At 43.8% G+C, this 24,354-nt stretch carries 22 protein-coding genes; 13 read left to right on the top strand and 9 right to left on the bottom strand.

All coding sequences use genetic code 11. The features are described 5' to 3' along the window. Nucleotides 1-122 precede the first annotated feature (122 nt). The 3 genes from JWG44_RS17475 (at nt 123) to JWG44_RS17465 (ending at nt 2,926) form a co-directional block, all read left to right on the top strand. Nucleotides 123-1,604, top strand: a complete 1,482-nt coding sequence (locus JWG44_RS17475) for an HDOD domain-containing protein (RefSeq protein WP_205276281.1) — start codon at nt 123-125, stop codon at nt 1,602-1,604. Between the two features lie 6 nt (nt 1,605-1,610). After that, nucleotides 1,611-2,405: an ABC transporter ATP-binding protein gene (locus JWG44_RS17470; protein WP_205276280.1), complete on the top strand. Its 795-nt coding sequence runs from the start codon at nt 1,611-1,613 to the stop codon at nt 2,403-2,405. Between the two features lie 98 nt (nt 2,406-2,503). Continuing rightward, nucleotides 2,504-2,926 carry an SRPBCC family protein gene (locus JWG44_RS17465; protein WP_205276279.1) on the top strand — a complete coding sequence of 141 codons (423 nt, stop codon included), beginning with the start codon at nt 2,504-2,506 and terminating at the stop codon, nt 2,924-2,926. A 61-nt stretch (nt 2,927-2,987) separates the two neighbouring features. Here the strand turns inward: JWG44_RS17465 and topA are convergent, their stop codons facing one another. From topA to JWG44_RS17435, 6 genes are all read right to left on the bottom strand, one after another. Continuing rightward, nucleotides 2,988-4,841: a type I DNA topoisomerase gene (gene topA, locus JWG44_RS17460; RefSeq protein WP_205276278.1), complete on the bottom strand. Its 1,854-nt coding sequence runs from the start codon at nt 4,839-4,841 to the stop codon at nt 2,988-2,990. A gap of 13 nt (nt 4,842-4,854) precedes the next feature. Then, nucleotides 4,855-5,730, bottom strand: coding sequence for an oxygenase MpaB family protein (locus JWG44_RS17455; RefSeq protein ID WP_232371709.1), 876 nt, complete (start codon nt 5,728-5,730; stop codon nt 4,855-4,857). A 450-nt stretch (nt 5,731-6,180) separates the two neighbouring features. Beyond that, the gene (gene cysK, locus JWG44_RS17450; RefSeq protein ID WP_205276277.1) at nt 6,181-7,110 is read right to left on the bottom strand and encodes a cysteine synthase A; all 930 of its coding nucleotides are present in this window, start codon (nt 7,108-7,110) and stop codon (nt 6,181-6,183) included. 186 nt (nt 7,111-7,296) lie between these two features. Beyond that, the gene (locus tag JWG44_RS17445; RefSeq protein WP_205276276.1) at nt 7,297-8,367 is read right to left on the bottom strand and encodes a hypothetical protein; all 1,071 of its coding nucleotides are present in this window, start codon (nt 8,365-8,367) and stop codon (nt 7,297-7,299) included. Next, the gene (locus JWG44_RS17440; RefSeq protein ID WP_205276275.1) at nt 8,364-8,735 is read right to left on the bottom strand and encodes a hypothetical protein; all 372 of its coding nucleotides are present in this window, start codon (nt 8,733-8,735) and stop codon (nt 8,364-8,366) included. Before JWG44_RS17440 ends, JWG44_RS17445 begins: the two co-directional genes overlap by 4 nt. 27 nt (nt 8,736-8,762) lie before the next feature. Next, complete coding sequence (locus tag JWG44_RS17435) at nt 8,763-9,305, bottom strand: gamma carbonic anhydrase family protein (RefSeq protein ID WP_205276274.1); 543 nt, start codon at nt 9,303-9,305, stop codon at nt 8,763-8,765. Nucleotides 9,306-9,421: 116 nt separating this feature from the next. Between JWG44_RS17435 and lepB the strand changes: the two genes are divergently transcribed. The 10 genes from lepB (at nt 9,422) to JWG44_RS17385 (ending at nt 19,545) form a co-directional block, all read left to right on the top strand. Then, nucleotides 9,422-9,982, top strand: coding sequence for a signal peptidase I (gene lepB, locus JWG44_RS17430; RefSeq protein ID WP_205276273.1), 561 nt, complete (start codon nt 9,422-9,424; stop codon nt 9,980-9,982). A gap of 658 nt (nt 9,983-10,640) precedes the next feature. Then, nucleotides 10,641-12,062 carry a PAS domain-containing sensor histidine kinase gene (locus JWG44_RS17425; protein ID WP_232371724.1) on the top strand — a complete coding sequence of 474 codons (1,422 nt, stop codon included), beginning with the start codon at nt 10,641-10,643 and terminating at the stop codon, nt 12,060-12,062. Beyond that, a complete protein-coding gene (locus JWG44_RS17420; RefSeq protein WP_205276271.1) occupies nt 12,059-12,463 on the top strand; it encodes a response regulator in 405 nt (134 codons plus the stop codon). The genes JWG44_RS17425 and JWG44_RS17420 overlap by 4 nt, the downstream gene beginning before the upstream one ends. Before the next feature lie 144 nt (nt 12,464-12,607). Next, nucleotides 12,608-13,615, top strand: a complete 1,008-nt coding sequence (gene gap / locus JWG44_RS17415) for a type I glyceraldehyde-3-phosphate dehydrogenase (RefSeq protein WP_205276270.1) — start codon at nt 12,608-12,610, stop codon at nt 13,613-13,615. Nucleotides 13,616-13,618: 3 nt separating this feature from the next. Next, the gene (locus JWG44_RS17410) at nt 13,619-14,809 is read left to right on the top strand and encodes a phosphoglycerate kinase (RefSeq protein ID WP_205276269.1); all 1,191 of its coding nucleotides are present in this window, start codon (nt 13,619-13,621) and stop codon (nt 14,807-14,809) included. Between the two features lie 659 nt (nt 14,810-15,468). After that, on the top strand, nt 15,469-16,221 hold the full coding sequence (tpiA, locus tag JWG44_RS17405; protein WP_205276268.1) for a triose-phosphate isomerase: 753 nt from the start codon (nt 15,469-15,471) through the stop codon (nt 16,219-16,221). Nucleotides 16,222-16,329: 108 nt separating this feature from the next. Beyond that, a complete protein-coding gene (secG, locus tag JWG44_RS17400) occupies nt 16,330-16,683 on the top strand; it encodes a preprotein translocase subunit SecG (protein WP_205276267.1) in 354 nt (117 codons plus the stop codon). Between the two features lie 52 nt (nt 16,684-16,735). Beyond that, nucleotides 16,736-17,413, top strand: coding sequence for an endostatin-like outer membrane lipoprotein LenA (gene lenA / locus JWG44_RS17395; protein WP_205276427.1), 678 nt, complete (start codon nt 16,736-16,738; stop codon nt 17,411-17,413). 6 nt (nt 17,414-17,419) lie between these two features. Further along, nucleotides 17,420-18,553: an LIC_12097 family sensor histidine kinase gene (locus tag JWG44_RS17390; RefSeq protein ID WP_205276266.1), complete on the top strand. Its 1,134-nt coding sequence runs from the start codon at nt 17,420-17,422 to the stop codon at nt 18,551-18,553. Continuing rightward, nucleotides 18,553-19,545 (top strand): response regulator transcription factor, encoded by a 993-nt coding sequence (locus tag JWG44_RS17385; protein ID WP_205276265.1) that lies wholly within the window; start codon nt 18,553-18,555, stop codon nt 19,543-19,545. The genes JWG44_RS17390 and JWG44_RS17385 overlap by 1 nt, the downstream gene beginning before the upstream one ends. Before the next feature lie 220 nt (nt 19,546-19,765). Here the strand turns inward: JWG44_RS17385 and JWG44_RS17380 are convergent, their stop codons facing one another. From JWG44_RS17380 to argS, 3 genes are read right to left on the bottom strand one after another with little or no spacing between them, the layout of a single operon-like run. After that, nucleotides 19,766-20,845, bottom strand: a complete 1,080-nt coding sequence (locus JWG44_RS17380) for a hypothetical protein (RefSeq protein WP_205276264.1) — start codon at nt 20,843-20,845, stop codon at nt 19,766-19,768. Beyond that, the gene (locus JWG44_RS17375) at nt 20,842-22,098 is read right to left on the bottom strand and encodes a nicotinamide-nucleotide amidohydrolase family protein (protein ID WP_205276263.1); all 1,257 of its coding nucleotides are present in this window, start codon (nt 22,096-22,098) and stop codon (nt 20,842-20,844) included. Before JWG44_RS17375 ends, JWG44_RS17380 begins: the two co-directional genes overlap by 4 nt. Continuing rightward, on the bottom strand, nt 22,099-23,859 hold the full coding sequence (gene argS / locus JWG44_RS17370) for an arginine--tRNA ligase (protein WP_205276262.1): 1,761 nt from the start codon (nt 23,857-23,859) through the stop codon (nt 22,099-22,101). Nucleotides 23,860-24,354 lie beyond the last annotated feature (495 nt).

Here is a 24,354-nt window from a genome sequence, read left to right as displayed (position 1 = left end):
TTCTATCCCCCAACTTTCCTCGGATACGAAGGAAAGAATAAATCCGACCCCGGACAATGTTTTCCGGAAAGACTGGATTTATTTCGGATTCGTCAAAAAATTGCAAAGAGAAAGGCCAATCGATGCTCAATATACCGGAACTCACAGACACTCTTCTCAACGGAAAGGACATAGATATCGAATACAAATTCGTATCGGAAGAGGACCATCAACAGCTCTATAATTTATTGCTTAATATTCTCGGAAAGATCGACAGGCTTTTTTTAACCGAAGTTATTTCTACGATTCTAAAAGAAATTCTAATGAACGCGAACAAAGCGAACGCCAAAAGAATTTTTTTCCTAAAAAAAAATCTGGATATTCACAACGCGGATCAATATGCAAAGGGAATGAGAACATTTCAACAGGAGATCACACATCATTGGGACGACCAAAAGGAAAGTCTGATCAACAGTAATTTTCAGATTCATCTCCGCGCAAAAATGATCAACAACAGCCTCGCGATTCTCGTGGAGAACGACGCCGCGCTTCTTCCTCAAGAAACCGAAAGGATCAAAAAAAGAATCGAGTCCGCAAAAAAATACAACGATCTTTCCGACGCTTTTATGGATATCTCCGATTCTCAGGAAAGCGCAGGACTTGGTCTGGTTCTCATCCAACTGCTTTTAAAAAACTCAGGAATCGGATCGGATAAATTCAAAGTGGACACCGACGGAAAACTCACTAGAGCGACCCTCGTAGTTCCGCAGCAGATCGTTCCTATCGATATCACAACCAAACTCAAAGAAAGAATTTTAGCGGAAATCGAAGGGCTCCCTCCTCTTCCCAATACTCTTACCCGTATCATCTCTCTCTGCAACAATCCGGATTCGGATCTTTCCATCATTGCAAACGAGATCGAAAAAAATCCGGCCTTGAGCGTGGATCTTCTAAAACTTTCCAATTCCGCGGGATTTGCGAGTAGAAACAAGGTCAACACGATCGTACAAGCGGTCAAGGTCGTAGGACTCAAAAACGTCCGCAATCTTCTTTATGTTTCCGGAGTTCGAAAGATCATGGATGGACGTTATGCGAAACTGCAAGAGGTTTGGAATCATTCCAACATGTGCAGTTTTTTTATCCGTCATATCGCGGGCAGAGGAGGAATGACCAGAGTCGCCGATATTGCCGCGGCAGGCGCTCTTTTGCACGATCTCGGAAAGTTCATTCTTCTTTCCTTGGACCAAAAACTATTTATCAAATTATCCAATTATCAAAAAGACAGGGACTTCGGAAGTTCGACGATCTTGGAAGAAATCTCGATCGGAATTTCCCATCCGACCTTGGGAGGACTTCTCGCAAAAAAATGGGATTTCCCTCCCGATCTCGTGCAGATGATAGAATTTCATCACAGACCCTTTATGGCGATGGGAAGCGTCTATCACGACTTAGTCGAACTCGTCTATCTCGCGAACATGATGGTGGATTGTATCGATAAGAAGGCTTCCTTTTTCACGATAGACGAAACCATACTTCAGAAATACGATCTGACCGATAAAAAGATCTTCGAAGAAACTTGCGAAAAACTCCGAAAGCTCTACAACATCGCGAGAATGGAGAACTAAGGACGTTTGAAATCGGATCCTTTACTTTCAGTCGAAGAAGTCAGTTATAAACCCGCCGGAAAGACGATCTTAGACAAAGTCAGTTTTCAAATTTTTGAAAACGAACACTGTGTTCTTCTGGGAAGAAACGGAGCCGGAAAAAGTACGCTTGTAAATCTCATCTACGGAATGATCTGGGCCAGTTCCGGAAACATTCGACTTTTTCACGAAACCTACGGAGAGACGATCGTCCAGGAGTTGAGAAAAAGAATCGGGATTTTGGACGCTTCCCAACAAGAGAACGCGCTTCAAAGAAAACTTACCGTCTTTGACGTAGTATTGACCGGACTCTTTCATACCATCGGATACTACAGAGATCCGAGTCCCGAGGAAGAAACAAAAGCGCTTCGGATTCTTGAGGAATCGGACCTAATCGCAAAAAAAGATCAGCTCTACGTTACGCTCTCATCGGGTGAAAAGAAAAAGATTCTATTTTTAAGAAGTCTTGTAAGCGAGCCTGATCTTTTGATTCTGGACGAACCCTGCTCCTCTTTGGATCTGACCGCGCGAGAGGATTTTTTAAGATTTCTAAAACGTTATCATTCTCGGAGAAAATTCACTTCTCTCTACATCACACACAGACCGGAGGAAATTCCGGAATTCTATACACAAGCGGTCTTATTAAAAGAAGGAAAAGTTTTGACATTCGGAAAAATCGAAGAAACCTTCAGTGAAATACATTTGAAAGAACTCTACGACCTGTCCTTACAAGTAAGAAGAATCAACGGAACCTGGTCGGTCATACCGCAAAGGAACGGATAAAAACGATTCATTTCGATTTCAAATCTTGGAATTTGCTTTCGCGTTTTTGGGATTCGAATTCAAATTCTTATCAAAAAACAAAACGAGGAAAAACCAAGATGTCCCGGCTTTTAGAAACAAAACATATCGGCGTCTCTATCCAAGCTTCTTGGGAGAACGTTTACAAATATCTTTCCGATCCGCGAAACTTCCCGGAATGGGCCTCGGGACTCTGCAAATCCATTTCACCCGGAAACGATGGAGAATGGATCATAGAAGCTCCCCAGGGAAAACTCAAAGCTGCTTTTACGCCATCGAATGAATTCGGAATCCTGGATCACACCGTGATCTTTCCGACGGGAGAACGGATCCGCAATCCTATGAGAATTCTTCCGAACGCGGACGGAAGCGAAGTTCTATTTTCTCTTTTCAAAACTCCGGAGATGAGCTCTGAAAAATTCGAAGAGGACACAAGCTGGGTTCTAAAGGATTTAAACGAACTCAAGAATTTGATGGAAAAAAAGTTCGGACTAAAAGAATAACGAACACGGCTCTTTCAAAAGAATTTTATAAAAACTTAATGTTTTATTTAAAAAAACGATCTCAAAAAGAAGTATCCGCTGGATTTGGAAGCTCGTAACTTACATACTCACATTCCGGAAATCGATTACACTGATAGAATTCCTTTTTTTTTGAAGTTTTCCTTTTTTGAAGAACCCCTTTCTTACAGAGCGGACAAATTCCCCAGCCGGTTTCCTTTTTCTTTTCCCGAATTTCTTTCCAACCATTGCGGACTACACCGGAAGTTTTTTTACTACTTTCAATCTGAGTTTGAAGCGCCGACCAAAGTCGGTTTAATATTTCGAAAGAATCCGATTCGTTTTGTTCGATCTTATCCAGATCCGACTCGAGTTCGGCGGTGAATTTTTCGCGGAAAAGTTCTCCAAAACTCGATTGAAGAAAAAAATTCACCTTATCACCCAAAGGAAGAGGAAGGAAGAATTTTTTATCCTGATCGATATACTTTCTTTTGAGCAATGTTTCAGCGACGGTCGCATACGTGGAAGGACGTCCTATTCCCTCTTTTTCGAGTTTGGCGACTAAGGAACCTTCCGAATAACGAGGAGGAGGTTCTGTCTGTTTTATTTCCGCCTCCGCCTTCAGTACTAAAACTTTTTCCCCCTTTTCCCAAACCGGAATCGGTTTTGTTTCCGATTCGCCGAGAATTTTAAACCCCGGAAAAATCGTTTTTTTTGTTTCAAGTCGAAACGTCTCGCCCGCGGAAAGAATAGAATATTCAGTTTTTATAAACTCTTCCGGAGGAAGAAGCGATCCTACGCTTCGTTTCCAGATGAGTTCGTAAAGCGAGGATTCTTCTTTGGTAAGAATTCTTTTTGCGTTCTCCGGTGTCAGAGAGACGTTAGTGATTCGGACGGCTTCGTGAGCATCCTGAATTTTGCGCGTTGATTTGCGGATCTTAACCGTGGAATCTTGAAATTCCTTTCCTAAATTGGAAAAAATCCAACTTTGGGTTTGAGAAACAAACTCGGGCCCCAGACGCGTGGAGTCGCTTCGCATATACGTGATAAGCCCTTCTCTTTTTCCGTTTCCAAGGTCGATCCCCTCGTATAATTTCTGCGCGATACTCATCGTTTTTTTGGAGGAAAACTGAAATCTTCGAAACGCTTCCTGTTGCAGACTCGCCGTCTGAAACGGAGGGGGCGGGAAATTTTTACCCTTGGATTCTTTTTTATCGGAGATCTTTAGATTCTTCTCATTTTGAATTCGGGAAAGAATAGAATCCGCCTTTTCCTTTGAAAAAATCCGTTCTCCCGTTCTTTGAAAAGTGGCTTCCAGTCCTTTTTTATCCTCTGCATGAATCAGAATATTATAATATACTTCCGTTTTAAAGTTTCGAATTTCCTCTTCCCGATCGCAAATCCATTTTAACGCGACGGATTGAACCCTTCCGGCGGAAAGTCCGGGACCGATTTCTTTCCAGAGAACCGGACTGATAAAATATCCGATCAGACGATCTCCGATTCTTCTAGTTTTTTGAGCGTTAACGAGAGATTCTTGGACCTGAGCCGGATGTTCGATAGCGGTGAGAATCGAATTTTTAGTAATTTCGGAAAATCGAATCCGAAAGACGTTCGATTTTTTTTTGAGACGATCTCGGATATAAGAGCTGATAAACTCGCCTTCCCGATCCGGATCCGTTGCAAGAAAGATCTTGTCCGAATCTTTAGCCGCCTTGATAATTTCCGAGACTACCTTTTTTTTCCCGGGAAGAATCGTATATTCCGGTTCAAAACGATTTTTGAGATCGACTCCGAGCGTGGTCTTGGGAAGATCCGCGACGTGACCGAGCGTCGCGAGAATCTTATATTCTTTTCCCAAATAACCGGAGATAGTTTTCGCTTTTGAGGGAGATTCGACGATAAGGAGATAGGACACGGAGTTTTAGATTCTAACCCGGTCCGAGGTTTTCAATCAAATATCCGTTTTTGTAAGTCGGGTTTTTCCGCTTCGTCACAAGAAACGGTTTTTTTCTAGGAGGCCAAATCGTTCTCAAAATCAAGGCGCGCGTCTTAAATACCGCGATCGTGACGAGTTCGATCCATCGAATCGGTTTTGGAAATCCCATCGCGTCTCGAAGAGGAGCTTCCATCAGACTGAATAAACCATGAAAAAGAATCATACGAATCCCCGGAACTTTTGGAATCCTTCCCGCAAGGATCTGAAGCGTAGCCCGACCGAGACGTTCGCTTTCGGGAGTTCGTTTGAAGTGTTCGTTTTCAAATTTGCGATTCCAGATTTCGAACCGTTCGTAGTCATCCGGAAGATCCTTGATATTCATAAGTCTTCCCACGTTCTTCCACATATGGAAGTTCGCGAGTTTCTCTTTTTCAGAGCCCCTTCTCCATCCAAAACGAAAATTCCAACGGACCGGTTCATAGATAAAGGTGCTCAGTGTATAGAGAAAGTCCTGATTGGAAATCGGATACTTTTTATGGATTTGATTGAGTCTTCGAATTGCGGCTCTTCCGTTTTCAGACTCGGTTCCGTTTTCTAAAAATTCTCCCAAAAGAATCGCGGTGTCGTCGTATCTTTTTTGTCCGAATTTTTCGAATTGTTTTGTCTCATCCAAAATCTTTGCAATAGAAGGAATCGCAAACGTTTTAAAAAATGCTAATGCTAAAGAGATTTCGATGTCCCTTGGAAAATCATAACTCCCGGAAAGAAAAGAGATTTTATGAGAATCCTTTTCCGGATCTAATTTTTGAATCCGGTCGTATATCGCATATCGGTTCCACATAGCCGCAATTTGTGGAATCGAGAACATGAGGCAAGAAGAATTCTTCTTAATTCCTTTGCTATCAAACCTTTTGAATCTCTCATAAACGCTTGTTCAGAGAAGATTCTATCTTCCCTTTAAAAAATTTATTTTTAATCCGAAGTAGAAAAAAAACAGAACGGTTCAAAAGCATCTCTCAAGAGATCCTTTTGACATCCATTCGATGATGATTCCAAAACAAAAAAAGGGAAGGGATTCGAAAATACCGGCCTGGGTTCCGTTAAAAAAAAGTTTCAGACGGATTTCTGAGTCGCATCCAATCGATTGAGGGAAGGTTTTTCGAAATTCTAAAAATGGAAATTCCGATAAGAAGTTTTTTTTTGAAAACAAATTCTTTCAAAATATCGTATTCCAAAAATCGAATCCAAGAGAAATAAAAAACCCCGGGTCTTAACGACTCGGGGTTTATAAAACTAAAAAAACTGAAGCCGAAAATTCTTAGGCGTTGGATGGAACCGGGAATAATCCTTCGATCGAAAGATATCTTTCTCCCGTATCATAAGAGAAAGTCAGAACCTTAGAACCTTCCGGAATTTCAGGAAGTTTTTTTGCAACCGCAGCCAGTGATGCTCCGGAAGAAACCCCGATAAAAATCCCTTCTTCTTTGGCGGCTCTTTGCGCGTATTGGAAGGCTTCGTCTTTGCTGACTTGAATGACTCCGTCCAAAAGATCCGTGTGAAGATTTTTAGGAATGAATCCCGCTCCGATCCCTTGAATCGGGTGCGGCCCGGGCTTTCCTCCGGAGATTACGGGAGACGCTTCGGGTTCTACTGCGAATACTTTTAGTTTTGGGAATTTTTGTTTTAGAACTTGAGCAACACCTGTGATATGTCCTCCGGTTCCCACCCCGGTGATCACGAAATCCAATCCTTCCGGAAAGTCTTTTAAGATTTCTTGCGCGGTGGTTTCCACGTGCACTTGGATGTTGGCGTCGTTTTCAAACTGCTGAGGCATCCAAGCTTTTGGATTTTCCGCAACGATTTGTTTTGCTTTTTCGATCGCACCCGGCATTCCTTTTTCTCTCGGAGTAAGTTCGAACTCAGCTCCGTAAGCCGCCATGATTCTTCTTCTTTCGATGCTCATCGATTCGGGCATTACTAAAAGAAGTTTATATCCCTTAACGGCTGCGACAAGCGCCAATCCGATTCCGGTGTTTCCGGAGGTTGGTTCTACGATGATACTGTCTTTTGTGAGTTTTCCGGTTTTTTCCGCGTCTTCGATCATCGAAAGTGCGATACGATCTTTGATGGATCCGCCTGGATTCGATCTTTCTAATTTTACATAGATTTCGCTTTTTGTGTCATACAAGCGATTGATTTTTACGTGTGGTGTGTTTCCGATTGTTTCTAAAATACTCTTAGCTTTCATTTCTGTTTTCCTGCCTCTTCCAAGGGTTCTTTGAGTTTAGATGTTGTTATATTAGACATTTATTTCAATATAACAAATGTATTCAAGTAAAAAAATCCTTTTCAGAGGATTCCTTTTACAAAAGGACGGGATTTTTGACATTCTCGTTTCGGGAAAAGTATGAGTTCCTACTTTTCTCGGAAAATCTCAGATTTCTTGAAGAACAACGCTCTGGAGAAAGGATTCCGCAGTCGGTCCAAATTCTATCTCGAGGGCTTTGAATACGGCATAGATTGTCGAAATGTGGACGTTTGAATCGCCCGGTGTTGCGGCGTATCCTCGAATTTCTTTCTCCAGAATCTCCAGGGATCCGAGAGGAATCACCGCGTGAGAGAAAATTCTTCCATAAAGTCCCCGGTCCCTTCCGGAAGAAAAAATCGAATTGGTGGAAATTAGATTCGTTGTAGAAAGATAGGGATCGTTCCGCAATCTTTTTAGGACGATCTCTTTTTTCAGACTTTTTTTGAGACGAAAACGAAAACGAACCAAATGCATATAAGGAGAATTGATCGTTACGGAAGACGACGTCAGAGGAACCTTGATTCCGATTTGAGAATAGAGTTCGTTTAACAATCGGCTGTGATGAGTTCCCCATTCCGCCTCCGGTTTTACGAAGAGTGGTCCCGTAACGTGCGGATCGTCCTTTGCCATATCAGCGTCTCGACGAATGACGAGAAAGTCAGCTTCCTCCAGGATCGACTCCAATTCTTTCGGAGACTCTTCCGTTAATAAACGAAGAGAGCCAGCGAGCGTGTGTGTGTTGCAGGTCGAGACGTGAATCATCTTTGGAAGTTTTCTTTCCAGAGATTCCCTTGTATCGGGATACATAAACTGAGGGCCGAACTTGTGTTCGCTTCCCTGTGCTATAAACATTCTAATATTAGAATATTCTGATGTATTGTATTCCTGAATTCTAGAATCGGCCACTCCCGAGGGCGAGCAGTCGCAGAGAACAAGAGATCGGGAAAGCGCCTCTTCCCTTTTGATAAAATCCGGGAAATACTTTGAGACGTTGTTTTCGCTAGTTTCGACGACAAACGCTCCCTTTTCTACAAGGGAAAGAATTGCAGGTATTTCCGATTCTTTTAGCCGAAAGGGTTCGATATAAACTCGGAATCGTTTTAGTTTTTCCTGAAGAATCAAGAGAAGTGAAGAGAGAGGCCATCCGATGACCCCGGTTCCTCGGATATAAACTCCGGGAAGTTGATTTGTATTCATGGGAGGTTCCTTTCTTTTAAAGAAGGTTTTGTCGGAGTTCCGACAAGAATGGAGGTGGAGAATTCTTCTTGAAAAAAGGGAGATTTGGTGGTAGAGAGATGTCGCCCGATTTTTTCCCGCGAGCCCGCCTCCTCCACCCAATCAGGGTGGGGGCCTCGGCGTTCACAGGAGATCGTCGGTGTTCCGACAAGAATGGAGGTGGAGAATTCTTCTTGAAAAAAGGGAGATTTTGTGGTAGAAGGAAGTCGCCCGATTTTTTCCCACGAGCCCGCCTCCTCCACCCAATCAGGGTGGGGCCCCCGGCGTTCACAGGAGATCGTCGGAGTTCCGACAAATTCCTTTTTAAGAGCCTCTTCATTCTTAAACATTCTCTATCCTCTTTCTTATTCTTTTTTTTAAGCTCTTGAATAATAAGGATCTTGAAGATAGTTCTCTTTGTATTTGATATAATTTCCGGTTGTTCTCGTGATGATTTCTCTTTCTTTTTCAGTGATATCTCGGATGATCTTTCCGGGAGAACCCATCACCAAAACTCCGGGAGGAATTTTTTTTCCGGGCGTCACAAGAGCGCCGGCGCCGATAAAAGCGAATTCACCGACTTCAACATCGTCCATCAACGTTGCGCACATCCCCACAAAGGAATTGTCTTTCAGTTTGCAGCCGTGAATCGTCGCCCTATGTCCGATCGAGACGTTGTTTCCGATCTCCACCGGATAAACATCCCTCGCAACGTGAATCACGGTGAGATCTTGAATGTTCACATTCTCCCCAATCCGAATATAATTCACATCCCCTCTCACCAATGTCTGAAACCAGATCGAAGAATTCTTTCCTATCACAACGTCTCCGACTACCTGGGAACCCGGCGCCAAAAAAACAGACTCGTCGATCTGCGGTTTTTTTCCCATGTATTCTAAAATCTGATAGTTTGACTTCATCGACTTCCTCTCTTTTTTTTCTTCCCTTTTCCAGGACTTTCTTCGGAAGTCTTCAAAACAAGTCTAAAAAAAAGATTTTCTTTTGACCCCATTCTTCGAAAGAAAAGAATGCACGCATGAGCCGCAGTTCCTCGAATCAGGAAAAAGAAAGAAGAGAAAAGATAAAGTCCCTCCTCAAACAAGCGGGGATCGGTCTTTTTTTAGGAGCAACGATCGCCTTCCTCATTCGATTCTTCTTTATCTTTCCATTTGTTCTGGAGAATCGAGACATGCTCCCCGGCCATCCTCCCGGTACTCGAAAGTATTTTTCCCGTTTTGTGGATCGTTCCAATCTCTACCTCGGAGATCTGGTTCTTGTAAGACATCCTACACAAGAAGGAAAGGTTGTCTTCTCTCGGATCGCGGGAAAACCGGGAGAAACAGTTCAAATGAAAAATAAGATTCTTCTCAGAAACAACAATCCGGAGGAGAATTTAGGATCCGGTTCGGGATATACTCTTCAATTTGAGGACAAACGCGGACCTTTCCCTTCCAGTTTTTCAGGAAGAGACAACTCGGAACCTCTCATTCTCAAAGACAGAGACTACTTTCTCCTCTGCGACAACCGGGATTCTTGCTCCGATTCCAGAGACTTCGGCCCGATCCCGATCGAAAATATTCTGGGAAAAGCGTTCTAACGCCTCCTAAGACAAGAAATGTGGGAACTCCTTTTTCCCGCGATTTTTCTTCTTCAAAAATTTTTCTCTGAAAACATCCCAACTAAAGCCGGATGTATTTCCCCCCAATACCGGAACCCGAGGATCTTTCCATTTCTCTCAAACGATTCCCAGAGTGGCATAACCTTATCCACGAGTTGAAAAAAGGCTTTGGAATCGACAAGGATCCCAATCAAAATTTTTGTAAGAGCTCCTACACCCGAGACTTTTTATCTGCAAAAAAAAAATTCTCTTCGGGAAAAAACCCTCTAAAAAAGCCAGTTTTCGTTTTTCTAAAAAAATAAAAATCGTATAAAATCCCGACGGCAGGCGGACAAAGCCCGGTTATCAAGCCTTTTTTACAAGACCTTTTCCCCGAATTTACGATCTCAATTCGAACAAATCGGAAGAAACTTTAAATTCTAATGTAGAATTCTTGAATATATGGATCCTTTCTATTTTAAGATTTGACTTCGGAAATTTCTGGTATTTTATCTTTTTTTGATAAACGATTTTTTTCGTCTGTGGAATTGTACATTCTTTTCTTTTTTGTTATATGCAAAAATTCAAAAGCGAATCAAAATACTTTCTCCCTTGCACATTATAAATGATGAAACTTTCCGAGCTTACCTTTCAAATGATGGTGGAATCCACACCGAACGCGATTCTACTTGTAAACAAAGAAGGAAAGATCGTTTTTATCAACGGGCAGACGGAAAAACTTTTCGGTTATCCCAGGACCGAACTCATCGGAAGAATCGTGGAAGAACTGATTCCTTCCCGTTATCGGAGTCGACATCCCGATTTCAGAAATTCTTTCTTTCATTCGCCGCAAGTCCGACCGATGGGAGCCGGAAGAGATCTTTTCGGTTTGAAAAAGGACGGCGCCGAATTCCCGATCGAAATCGGACTCAATCCGGTCGCGACTGCGGACGGAACCTTGGTCCTTGCCTCCATCATCGACATCACGGAACGTAAAAAAGCCGAAGACCGATTTCGCCTCGTCGTAGAATCGGCTCCCAACGCGATGGTTCTTGTAAATCAGGAAGGAACGATCTCGTTGGTCAACGAACAAGCCGAAAGACTTTTCGACTACCAAAGAAAGGAATTGATCGGACAAAAACTCGAAATTCTTCTCCCAAAACGTTTTCGAATCGAACACCCGGATCATAGAAAACGATTTTTTTCGGAACCTTCGGTTCGTTCTATGGGCGTGGGAAGAGATCTTTTTGCCCTGAGAAAGGATGGAACCGAAATCCAAGTCGAAATCGGACTCAATCCGATCGACACCGACGAAGGTTTGATGGTTCTTGCATCGATCATCGATATCACCGAACGGAAGATCCAGGAAACCACACTCATCCGAAAGAACGAGCTCGAAGCAAAAAACAAGGAATTGGAACAATTTGCTTATCTGGCCTCCCACGATTTACAGGAACCTCTCCGCACCGTATCGAATTATATCCAGATTCTCCAGGAAGACTACGGAAAAACGTTAGACGCTTCAGCGCACGATCATCTCAAAACGATCGACTTCGCCACAAAAAGAATGAGCGCCCTTGTAAAAGCTCTTTTGATGTATTCCAGAATCGGAAGAGATAGAAAACTCATCGAAGTGGATTGCAACGTTTTGTTCGAAGAAGTCAGAATGGATCTGGAAAGTTTGATTCTCCAGACTAAAGCCAAGATCGTAAAAGACAATCTCCCTTCTCTCAAGGTCTACGAAGTAGAATTCAGACAACTTCTGCAGAACCTAATCGTCAATGCTATCAAATTTGCAAAAAAGGATTCTACACCCGAAATTCGAATTCGAGTCGCGCAGAAAGGTGAACTCTGGCAATTTTCATTCCAAGACAACGGAATTGGGATCGACTCCAAATACTTTGATCGTATATTCTTTATATTTCAGAGACTTCACGGCGATTCCGAATACGACGGTCATGGGATCGGTCTTGCCAATTGCAAAAAAATCGTGGAATTGCACGGGGGAACGATCTGGGTCGAATCGACTCCAAATCTCGGGAGCACTTTTTATTTTACGATTCCTAATTTAAGAATATGAACAAAAAAGTCAGTTGTATCCTTCTCATCGACGACAACAATTCGGATAATTTCTTTCACGAGCGGGTCATCCGAAAGGGAAACTTTGCCGACCAAGTGATCGCAAAACAATCGGGAGAATCCGCTCTTCAGTATCTCAAAGAAAGGGCTACGAATCACGATCCTCGACCCGATCTGGTTTTTTTAGACATCAACATGCCCGGAATGAACGGCTGGGAATTCCTCGAGGAATACGATCTTCTTCCCGAAGAACTCCAGGGAAAGATCGTCGTTGTTATGCTCACAACCTCGGACAATCCGGATGATCGGGCAAAAGCGAGGGAGTTCGGAATTCTCTCCGACTTCAAAACCAAACCGCTCACCGAAACGATGCTTCAGGAAATTCTGGACGCTTATTTTTAAAAATCCCTCCGTTTTCTCTTGAAAAAACGGATTTTCAAGAGAATGTTCCGGGAAAATACTGTAATCAAATCTTAAAAATTCTCCCATCCGACGTTTGTCGGAAGCGGGAGATCTTGAATAAATCTAAACAACAAAGGGAAGAAAATGACAAGAATAGCCATCAACGGATTTGGAAGAATCGGAAGACTTGCTTTCCGTGCAGGAATCAAAGACCCGAATCTGGAATTTGTCGCAATCAATGATTTAGTTACTCCTGATAACCTCGCCTATCTACTCAAATACGATTCCACTCACGGAAGATTTCAAGGAACCGTAGAACATACAGACAAAGAACTCATCGTCGACGGAAAAAAAATTCTCTGCGTTTCGGAAAGAGATCCCGAAAAACTTCCGTGGAAAGATTTGAAAGTGGACTTTGTGATCGAATCCACCGGCCTTTTTACCGACAGAGTCGGATCCGAAAAACACCTCAAGGCCGGAGCAAAAAAAGTGGTGATCTCCGCTCCCGCTAAGGACAAGGACATTCCTACTTTCGTAATGGGAGTAAACAACGACAAATACAACGCGGCTACGGATCACATCGTGTCTAACGCGTCCTGTACTACAAACTGTCTCGCTCCGATCACAAAGGTGGTGCTCGACAACTTCGGAATCGAAGAAGGTCTGATGACCACGATTCACGCAACGACCGCGACTCAACCGACCGTAGACGGACCTTCTAAAAAGGACTTCCGCGGAGGAAGAGGAGCGATGCAAAACATCATTCCAGCTTCCACCGGAGCCGCAAAAGCGGTAGGACTTTGTATTCCGGAAGTAAACGGAAAACTCACAGGAATGTCTTTCCGGGTTCCGACTCCGGACGTTTCCGTCGTGGACTTAACCGTAAGAACCACAAAAGAAACTTCATTGAAAGAAATTTCCGCGAAGATGAAAGCGGCTTCCGAAGGCCCTATGAAAGGAATTCTCGGTTATACCGAAGACATGGTGGTTTCCAACGACTTCGTAAGTTCCACACTTTCTTCCATCTTCGACATGGACGCTTGTATCGAATTGAATTCTAGATTTTTCAAATTGGTTTCTTGGTATGACAACGAGATGGGATATGCGAACCGAGTTCTCGATCTTATCCGCTTCATGGCGAAGAAAGGTTAATTCATGGAATTGCCAAGACTCGAAAACGTCGACCTCGCCGGAAAACGTGTTTTCTTGCGAGTGGACTTCAACGTTCCGATCGAGAACGGAAAAGTCACCGACAAAACCAGAATTGAAAAAACCCTCCCGACCATCGAGCTCCTCCTCAAAAAAGGAGCCCGTGTCATCATCGCGAGTCACTTAGGAAGACCCAAAGGCCAAGTGAATCCCGAATTCTCCATGGCTCCCGTTGTGGAAACTTTCAAAGAACTCGTAAAGACGAACGTCCTTTTTTCTAAGAACGTGATCGGAGACGACGTCGTAAAGTTATCCAAAGAATTAAAAGACGGGGAAATCCTCGTCATAGAGAACGTCCGTTTTCACAAAGAAGAGGAAGAGAACGAATCGGGTTTTTCCAAAAAACTCGCGCTCCTCGCTGACGTCTATGTAAACGACGCATTCGGCGCGGCTCACAGAGCTCACGCTTCCACGGAAGGAATTGCACATCTTCTCCCTTCTTATGCGGGACTTTTGATGCACAAAGAAATCGTAGAACTTTCGGCCCTTCTTTCGAGACCGGCTCGACCCTTTGTCGCGATCATCGGAGGATCTAAGGTTTCTTCCAAGATCAAGGTTCTTACGAATCTTTTTGATAAGGTCAATCACCTTCTGATCGGAGGAGGAATGGCTTACACATTTTTAAAATCCAGAGCGGTTCCCGTAGGAAACTCACTCGTGGAAAAAGAATTCGAAGTGCAGGCGTTTCAACTGATCGAAAAAGCTGGAGTGGCCGGAGTCGATCTTCAACTTCCGGTGGATCATATCATCGCGGATTCGTTCAGCGACAAAGCGAAGACGAAGTCCGTGGATAAGATGGGAATCTTGGACGGATGGATGGGAATGGACATCGGTTCTAAAACCGTCTCCAATTACGAAAAGATCATCAAAAACGCGGGAACCATTTTCTGGAACGGCCCTATGGGAGTTTTTGAAATGGATAAATTTGCGAACGGCACAATGGCCCTTGCCAAAGCGATCGCAAAGTCTAAAGCGAAGACCGTTGTGGGCGGAGGAGATTCCATCGCGGCGATCAACAAAGCCGGGGTTGCGGATAAGATCACTCATATCTCGACCGGCGGCGGCGCCTCTCTTGAATTTATGGAAGGAAGAAAACTTCCAGGCGTAGAAGCTCTCAAGAAAAAAGAATCCGAATAAATTTCAAAAACCTTCGCACAAAAACCGGATGCAGATCGTAAAACCTGTTCCGGTTTTTTTTTATTTTCAGCTAATATTCCACAACCGCACAAATCACCCAAAACCTCGATGAACGAAAGTCGATCTCAGTTTGAAATACTACCACCTTGGATCGAATATCCCGAAAGCACCCCGAGCTCGGGAGGATATCCCAAGTTAAACAAACTATTTAGAATCAAGGAGGGTCCCAAATCTAGGAGTTCCTACATTCGAGACTTTTTACTTGCAAAAAGTAGAATTTTCTGATAGAGAAAAGTCGCCCGGAGTTTTCCACCACCCGCCCCTCCACCCGAAAATCGGGCGGGGATTTCGTTTCACGGAAGATTGTCGTTGTTACGACAAATTCTTATAAAGATTCAGTTCACTTGTGGGTACGGATATGGCCGCCTCCGAATGAAGACTGGAAACTTTATATAACCCTTTACTGGAAGTGATGATCTTTCATTCGCTACCGTAGAAAGCGGAGGCGAAGTCTGCGGAGGCCGATCATTGACGAGAAACGGATTCGTTGGCGACAGCACCCGAGGACGTTTTCCATTCTCCTAAAAAGTCCTTGAAGCCAATCGGCTTTCGTACAAACTCTTCCCATCTTTCACGAAATCATCATCAATGAGGAAACCATGCGCAAGACAGTGATCGCCGGAAATTGGAAAATGAATCTTTCCGAAAAGGAAGCCACAACTTTAGCACAATCGATCAAGGAAAAAATTCCGACCGTCGCAAAGGATAGAATCCCGATGGTATTCCCTTCCACACTTCACTTGGCGGGAGTAGCAAGAATTCTCGAAGGAACCGGAGTCGTCGTAGGAGCTCAGAACGCCTATCCATCCGGACTCGCCGCGTTTACGGGAGAAACTTCTCCGGAACAACTTCGCGAACTGGGAATCAAGGTCGTTATGATCGGACATTCCGAAAGAAGACAGTTTTTGGGAGAATCCAGTTCCTTCTGTAACGAAAAGATTCACTTTCTCTTAAAGAACGGATTTACGGCCCTCTACTGTGTCGGGGAAACCTTGGCCGAAAGAGAATCCGGAAAAACCTTTGAGGTCATCTCTTCTCAAGTGAAAGAAGGCTTAAAAGGAATCGAAAGCAACTCCTTCTCGAATCTGATTCTTGCCTACGAACCGGTTTGGGCGATCGGAACCGGAAAAGTCGCGACTCCGGCTCAGGCTCAGGAAGTGCACGCGTTTATCCGCAAAGAAGTCGCGGGCCTTTTTGTGGGAGCTTCCGGAGTTGCAGAATCCCTTTCGATTCTCTATGGCGGATCCGTTAAGCCGGACAACGTAACCGCGCTCTTAAAGGAAAAAGATATCGACGGAGGACTCGTGGGCGGGGCCAGCCAGAAGATCGAGTCTTACGCGGGACTTTTCTAAAACCGGCTGAAACCGCATTGAGAAGCGGCCAGAGAAGAGTATTTTAATTGTCACTCCTCTGCGGCTTCATAATCTGGCAAAGGATTCAATTTTTTTTCAGGAACTGATATGTTAAACGGAGTCATTCTTACATTATTCGTTGTTGTTTCTCTCTTTCTGGTTTTACTCGTTATGATTCAAACCGGCAAGGGCGGAGGACTGTTAGGCGGAGGCTCCAGCCAATCCGTTTTCGGTTCTTCGACCGCCGACGTTCTTACAAAGGCTACCCGAGTTACGGCGATCCTCTTTATCATTCTTTCTCTTTTTCTTTCCTTTCTCTTTGCGAAAAAAGAAGATAAGCTGATGCCGGAAACCGCACCGACTCTGACCGCACCTCCAGAGGAGACCAAAAGTGAAAACAATACACCTACTACGACTCCAGCTCCGAACGCGGCTCCTTCAGCGCCTGCAACTACTCCTTAATTTTAAACAAAATTCAATCAGAGAAGAATCCGGAACGAAAGTTCATTCTTCTCTGAGCGGAAATTTTTTCTTACCCTTCCTCCTATTCCTTCTCAATTTCATTGTAACGTTCTCTCTATTCTCTGAAGCGGACGATCACAAAAAGGCGGGCACCTCCGATACCGCATCGATTCTCAATCGAAGAATCTTACGAATCTACGAAGACCTCGGAGTCGCGAGAGAACTCATCAAATTGGAAAGAATCGATTCCGTTCCCAACGGGACCTTCATCTCTTTTTTAGGAAACTTTCCAAATCGAAAGGGAATCAAGGTCACAAAACATTCCATCTCGGAAGGAAGAAGTGGAATCGAAAGAGCGGAAAGCAAATCGATTCTTCTGGAATTTACGGGGACCACTCTTTCCCGAGTCATAACGGAAGTCAGAGCGGAGAATGCGGACGGATCCGACATTACCGTCATACGCCTCGTCGACGAAACTCCTCTGGATCAGAACGTGGACGACATTCTTGTGGAATCCAATCGGAACGGCAAAGAGATGCGTTACCCGATTCAATTCCTACCCGATGAAGGAAACAACCGAGAACGATCGGCATTTAAACAGGAATTTTATTTAAAGCTCCTGGAAGATTTTCTCGTACAAGTTCTGAGGCTTCATGAAATGCAGAACCAAGAATCTGCAAAAAATAAAAAAAAGTTACTGCAAACTTTTAAAGATTCTCTACAATATTGAATCTTCATGTCCTCGTTGCAGGAAAATCTCTTAGAAAGAGCCGGTGAACTACAGTCCATTCTGGATGGGATTACCGAGCCATTGGTATTGATCGATCCGGGTTTTCGTATTCGGAGGGTCAATCGATCCACGCTCGAATTTTCCGGTCAATCGTCGTTTTCCTCCATTATAGGGAAAAAATGCTACGAGGTTCTCTACAGTCGAAACGAGGTCTGTCCTTACTGTCCGATGAAAGACATGAAGACGGGTGAAGAAAACTTCAATCCATACTTTGAATATCCGAAATCCGACGTCAATCGGGAGATCTTTCATTCGGTAAGAGGACAAAAGGAAACTCTTTATCTGGATTTTTATCCGATCGAGAAAGACGGAATCATCGGTTCCGTTTTGGAAAAGGTAAGCAATATCACGAGAATCAAAGAAAAGGAAGAGGAGAATCTTAGAATTCGAAACCTTGCTTCCTTAGGGATCTTTATCTCGGGGGTCGCACACGAACTCAACAATCCTCTTACGGGAATGAGTCTAACGTTACAAAGTCTCCTAAACAATCTCACTTCCATCGATCCTGACTTTTTCAAAAAACGTCTGGATATGATGAAAGAGGATCTAACGCGGGCCGCAATGATCGTTTCGGACATCATCAGCTTTGCAAAACCCGACAAACTCGTAACGACGACAGCGGACATTTACGAGACGATCCAAAAAGCAAAAGAAAACGTGGTCTGGGTATATCCGGTTTTGTCAAAAAACATCACTTGGGAAATTCTCTGCGAGCCGGGGACTACGTTTCAGTTCAATCCGGTCAAGATGGAACGCCTCTTTATCAATCTTTTTAAGAATTCTCTCCAAGCCTTTGATTATGGAGAAGGAAAAATCCGCGTGGAAGTAAGAAAGACCAGAAACATGGTCCACATCATCGTGGAAGACAACGCCGGTGGAATTCCGGACAATCTCATCGATAAGATCTTTTCTCCGTTTTTTACGAAGAATAAGACCGGGATCGGAACCGGACTCGGACTTTCCATCTGTCATTCGATCGTAAGAGAACACGGCGGTGAATTGTCGGTACGATCGTTCGAAAGGAAAACCCGTTTCCGGGTCTCACTACCCTTCACTCAGAACAACGGATATTCTTCCTGATGCACAATATCCTAATCGTAGAAGACATACATTCGATTCGAGAAGCGATCAAAGATCTTCTTACCGGAAAATACCGGGTTTTTGACGCGGAGAACTACGACGAAGCGGTCCGAATTCTTAAAAACGAAGAAATTCATCTCGTGATCACCGATATACGGATGCCCGGCAAAACTGGACTCGATCTGATCAAAACGATCCAACATGAATTCCCTCAGGTTCTTTATACGTTGATGACCGCATACAATATCAACGACTACATCAACTTCGCATACAAACACGGAATCTGGAACATCATTCCGAAATATTCTTTTCTGGATATCAAACTGATCTCGGTGATGGTCCACAAACTTCTCACAAAAGACATCTTCGGAGTGGAAAAATACTTCGGCCCCGATTTTATCATTCAAGAATCCGAAACGGAAGACAGGGAATTTTCGGTGCCACAACTGGAAAGTATCGTCTACAAAAGAATCTATTCGGACGAACAGAGAAATTTTCTCTGCAACCGGATCGCGAAATTTCTCGTGGAAAAGGGAGCTCCGAACGCGATCAATCAGATCTTAGAAGAGCTTACGTCTAACGCGATGATTCGCGCACCGAGAGATTCCAAGGGAAATTATAAATATCAATACGAACTCCCTTCCCGGGATCTCGTGATTCCTTTGGAGAACATTCAACTCGCGGAATCCGATTTTTTTGAAATCGGATACGGAATCGCGGACAACACGTTTATCATCGTGATCCGGGATCATTTCGGTTCTCTGGATAAAAAGGAAATTTTAAAAAGACTCGATCGTCATATTACCGTGGATGAAACCACCGGTTTTCCCCCGGGTCTCGCGGATTCGCATGGAAGAGGTCTTTATATCTGTCGTGAAATTTCTGATCAGTTGATTTTTAACATCGAAAAGGACAAAAGGACCGAGATCATCGCGCTTTTGGATAAACAAGGAAACAAAAGTTACAAGTCTTTATCGATTTACGAGGTCTGAAGTCAAAAAGTTCTTCCGGGAAGATTGCGGATCTTACTAAAAAACCTTTCGCCTCTTTTTAAACCTCAAAGGTTTTCTGAACCGATAAAAACGACAACGACCCAAAAATTAGAATTCACAGCGACGACGTTATCTCAAAACGGACCGGAAGTTCCCCGTAAATCATTTTTACAAACGGCGTTATTTCGGAAGAGATAAAAAAATTCAGAACATAAGAATATTATAAATTTCTATAAAGAAAGAGCTCTTTTCCTGTTTCCAAAACTACGGAGCCGTTTTTGCCGGAGGGAAAAAATCGTCCAGGAAGATCGGAAGATTTGATTTTTTCCTTTTTTAAAATTTTCCCTCGATCATCCAAAAAAAGAATTTCGGAATTCAATTCAGCGGCGAACCAGTTGCCGTTGTGAAAAACGGATTGATAGACGCCCGTGCCGGAAGTTCGTTTTACTTCCAATCCCTTCTCACCGCTTGCATCGTAAAAGGAAACTTTATCCGGTGCGGAAACCAAAACTTCGCCCGTATTCGAAATCGCCAAATAGATCTTATGAGGATAGATAGAATCCAATTCGTAAGAGGTTTCTTCCTCCCCTTTCGCATCCAAAACAAGAATCCAGTCCTTGTTAGCTTTTAAAAGATGAATCGCGGTCTTTTTTCCGTCAGGAGAAAGAGAAAAACTTTTCGCGAAGACAGGATTTTTTTCGGAACCCAATTCCTTTTTAAAAAGGATTCCACCCTTGGAATCCAGTACAAACAACTCACCGCCGGAAAAAAGAACGCCGCTGATCTTAGAATCCGGAGCAAAAGAATAGTCGGTCAAAAACCTACCGTCGATTTTTTTAACGCCGGTTTCGTTTCCGTTGATATCGGAAAGAATCACCTGATTGTGATCTCCCGCGACGAGTAAAACCAGATTTCCGGAAGGGGAAATTCTCGGATAACTTCTGTACTCCTTTGTCCAGAGGATCTCTCCCGAAGGGGAATAAAAATTCACTTCAGCGCCGATCTTTTTATATTCCAGATATCCTTTCGTGTTCAGAGGATACTCGATTCTCTTTGTGTCGTCTAACGCGATCCCGTTCGAACTTTGAATGGTATAATAAGAATTCTCGTATTTATAGCCGTTCAGACTTTCGTCAGGATTCCACTCAAAGCGGGAATCGGGAGCCATTCCCGCGTGAGCCGATTTTGAAAAAGCCCAGACTTTCTGAATTCCCACCGCGCCCTGATACTGATTTCCGAATCCGTAAAAGAATAATATCGTAAAGAAAACGCTAAATCCTGCAATCGGTAGAAGTTTCATCCTTTCCTCTTCAATAAGTCGTATAATAAATACAATCCGGTATGGGCTGCGTATTCGCGAAACGACGCCCTTGGAAACGGAAAGTAGTGTTCGTAAATTTCAGTCTCTCCGTTTTTTTGAGCGATTCCGAAATAAACCAGTCCTACTTTTTTTTGTGCGGTTCCGCCTCCCGGCCCGGCGATTCCGGTGACGCTGATCGTATAATCAGTGTTCAATGCTTTTAGAGCGCCTTCCGCCATTTCTTTGGCGGTTTCCCGGCTCACGGCGCCAAAGTTGTCTAACGTTCTTTGTTGCACTCCGAGAATTCCCGCTTTGACGCTGTTGTCGTAGGAGACAACTCCGCCCATAAAATAGGCCGAAGCGCCGGCTCGATCCGTAAAAGTTTTTGCGATCAAACCTCCCGTACAACTTTCCGCAGTGCCGACTGTGATTTTTTTTTCGCTGAGAATATTCGGAAGTTCCTCGAATACGTCGGGGGTCGACTTGGCTCCGTATACTTGATCGAGTTTTTCTAAAAGAGAATCCACGAAACTTCGATTCCCGGACTGAAAACTCACCCGGATATAACCGCGTTTTGCGGCAACCCCCCAAACTACCGATCCGTTTGTGATCGATTCTTCCTTAGAAATAAATTCTTTTTGAAAGAGAGATTCGCTCATCCACCAGAGAAAACGAAAACCTGAATGAAGTTTCTTCGCGGAAAAAGTTTTCGAAATCCAAGGGGACAACTCTTCCCGAAACATTTCGGTCATCTCACCCGGAACGCCGGGCATACAAGACAAGGTCGTATGCTCGCCGAGTTTTAAAATAAAACCGGGAGCAATTCCGACCTTGTTGTTTAAGACGATTGAAGTTTCAGGAACCGAGATCTGACGGATCGAAGTTTGCATCGCTTCCTCAAAATTTCTTCCTCTAAGGCGGTAGAAGGCTTCAATTCTTTGCCTCGCGACGGGACTCTCGACGGAAGTCACCCCCGCGAGTTTACAAGCAATTTCTAATGTATAATCGTCGTCGGTGGGCCCAAGTCCGCCGGTCATAATCATCAATACGGGTCTTTCTTTTGTCGCTTCTTTCGCGAGATTTCCGATCTCTTCTTGTAAGACAATCGGGTCGTCGGGAAGAACGACGAACTTAAAGACGGAAAAACCGATCCCAAAGAGTTCGTTTGCGATCCAGGAAGAATTCGTATCTTGACTCCTGCCGCTCGTCAATTCGGAACCCGTGGAAAGAACTATGATTTTCGGTTCGGACAATTAGGATTCCTTATCCATTCTCTCCGGGGCCGAAACTCCGATGAGAGAAAGTCCTTGAAAAAGAATATTTTTAGACGCTAAACAGATTCTCGCGAGTCCCAAACGCACCTCCGGAGTTGCATCCTTTAAACGATTATTCTTTCCGAGGTAAAAACTCGTAAAAGCTTTCGCAAAACTCTGGAGATAATTGGTCACACGATGAGGCTCCATTGCATTCGCAGAATCTAATATTTCTTCGGGATATCTTGCGATCCAAAAAAGAAGCCTTTTTCTTTCTTCGGACATTTCGAGTTTCATAGCCTCTTCAGCCGAGGTTTCGTTTCCTACTTCTCGAAAGATGGAACAGATTCTCGCGTGCGCATATTGAAGATAGAAAACAGGGTTCTTATCCGATTCATCTTTTGCGAGATCCAGATCAAAATCCAGAGGAGCGTCAAGAGAACGCATCACAAAAAAGTAACGTCCGACGTCTTTGCCGTGTTTACCCAGAAAGCCGATGAGATCGCTCATCGTTTGAAAGGAGCCCGCACGTTTACTCATCTTCACCTTTTGACCGGATTCAAGAAGATTGACTTGTTGCGCGATGATTACTTTGAAATTTTCCTTCGGATAGTTTAAAGATTGAATCGCACCGGAAAGTCTTGCGATATATCCGTGATGATCCGGTCCCCAGATATCGATGATACGATCGTATCCTCTTTCGATCTTATTTTTATGATAAGCGATATCTGCGAGCAGATAAGTCGGTCGACCATCATCTCGGACCACGACACGATCTTTGTCGTCTCCGTATTCCGTGGAACGAAAGACTTTTTTACCGTCTTCTTCAAAGATCTTTCCTGAATTCTCCAGATCTTTCATCACGGTTAAAACCTTGTTCGCGTCGTGGAGGGTTTTTTCGCTGAAATAGTTGTCAAACTCTACGCCAAAGGCGTCCAAATCCTTTCTTTGCCAGATAAGATTGTTTTCGACGGTCCAAACGGAACAAAGTTCCGCGAGTTCTCGGTATTTCTTTTCTTTTAAAAGAGATTCTATCCGAGGGGATTTAGTCGCGTCCTGCAAAAGAGAACTTGCAATATCCTTAATGTATTCTCCACGATATCCTTCTGCGGGAAGAATATTCTTTTCCAGAATCGTTTCGATGGGTGTCGTATCTTCCGCCTCTTGTATCGAGGAAGATTCTCCTTTGAGTTCCCGAATCCGAACGAGAGTCGAAACGCCGAGTAAAAAAACCTGATTTCCGTAGTCGTTGATATAAAATTCTTTATCTACCTTGTGACCGATCGCTTTTAAAAGGGACGCCATCGCGTCTCCCATGGCGGCGGCCCTCGCGGAAACGATGTTCAAAGGTCCGGTAGGATTGGCGGAAACAAACTCTAAGTTGATCTTGAGAGGATGATTTACCTGCGGATAATAATTTCCGGAAAGAATCGAAGATTCGACAAACCTCAAAAGAAAGGATGGAAGGATTCTAAAATTTACAAATCCGGGGGGTGTAAAGTCGACCGTTTCAAAGAGGTCCGTTCTTTTTTGAAGAGCGGAGACGAGGTCCTGTGAAACCTGAACCGGATTCTTCTTGAGTATTTTAGAATTTTCTAATGCGAATGAGGTGGAATAATCTCCGAACTTTTCGTCTCTGGAATACTCGATCTTGATTTTTAGTGAGCTCCGGTCGAGATCCGCAAACGAAGCCGTGACTTCGTTTACCCCTTCCTCCAGAACTTTTAATACGATTTGTTTTAGAGTTTCATTTTCTTTCATTTAAGAGTGATCCGTAAAGTATATGACAGAGGTAGGAAGCCGGCTCGGATAGTTCTTCCGGAACGAAACGGAAGCGTTAAGAATGATTCGAAAAGTCCATTGTAAAAGGGCGATCGTTGTCGTTCTCTTTGTAAAGAGAAGGTTTACTCTATTCGTCAGCACGCTTTCGATTTGAGAATCGATTAGTCGGAAATACGACAATCTTCTTGTAAAAATCTGCCCCACCCGCTTTTCCATATCTTTACGCAAAAGTGAACCGGATCTTTAAAAAAAACTGTCGTAACAACGACAAACCTCCGTGAAGGTCGCGCGCCCCCGCCCTCATCGGGTGGAGGAGGTGGGCTCGCGGGAAAAAATCGAAGGACTTTTCTCTATCAGAAAAACCAAATCTTTGCAAGTACAAGTCTCCCCTGAAGATTGTCGGAACTCCGACAATAATTCCTCGTTCTCATCGTATTCTTCGCATCCATTTTTTTGTTTAAAACATAATTTGAA

Origin of the sequence: Leptospira ainazelensis, assembly GCF_016918785.1 — a bacterium.
GTDB classification, from domain to species: domain Bacteria; phylum Spirochaetota; class Leptospiria; order Leptospirales; family Leptospiraceae; genus Leptospira; species Leptospira ainazelensis.
This window is presented reverse-complemented; position numbering and strand designations above follow the sequence as displayed.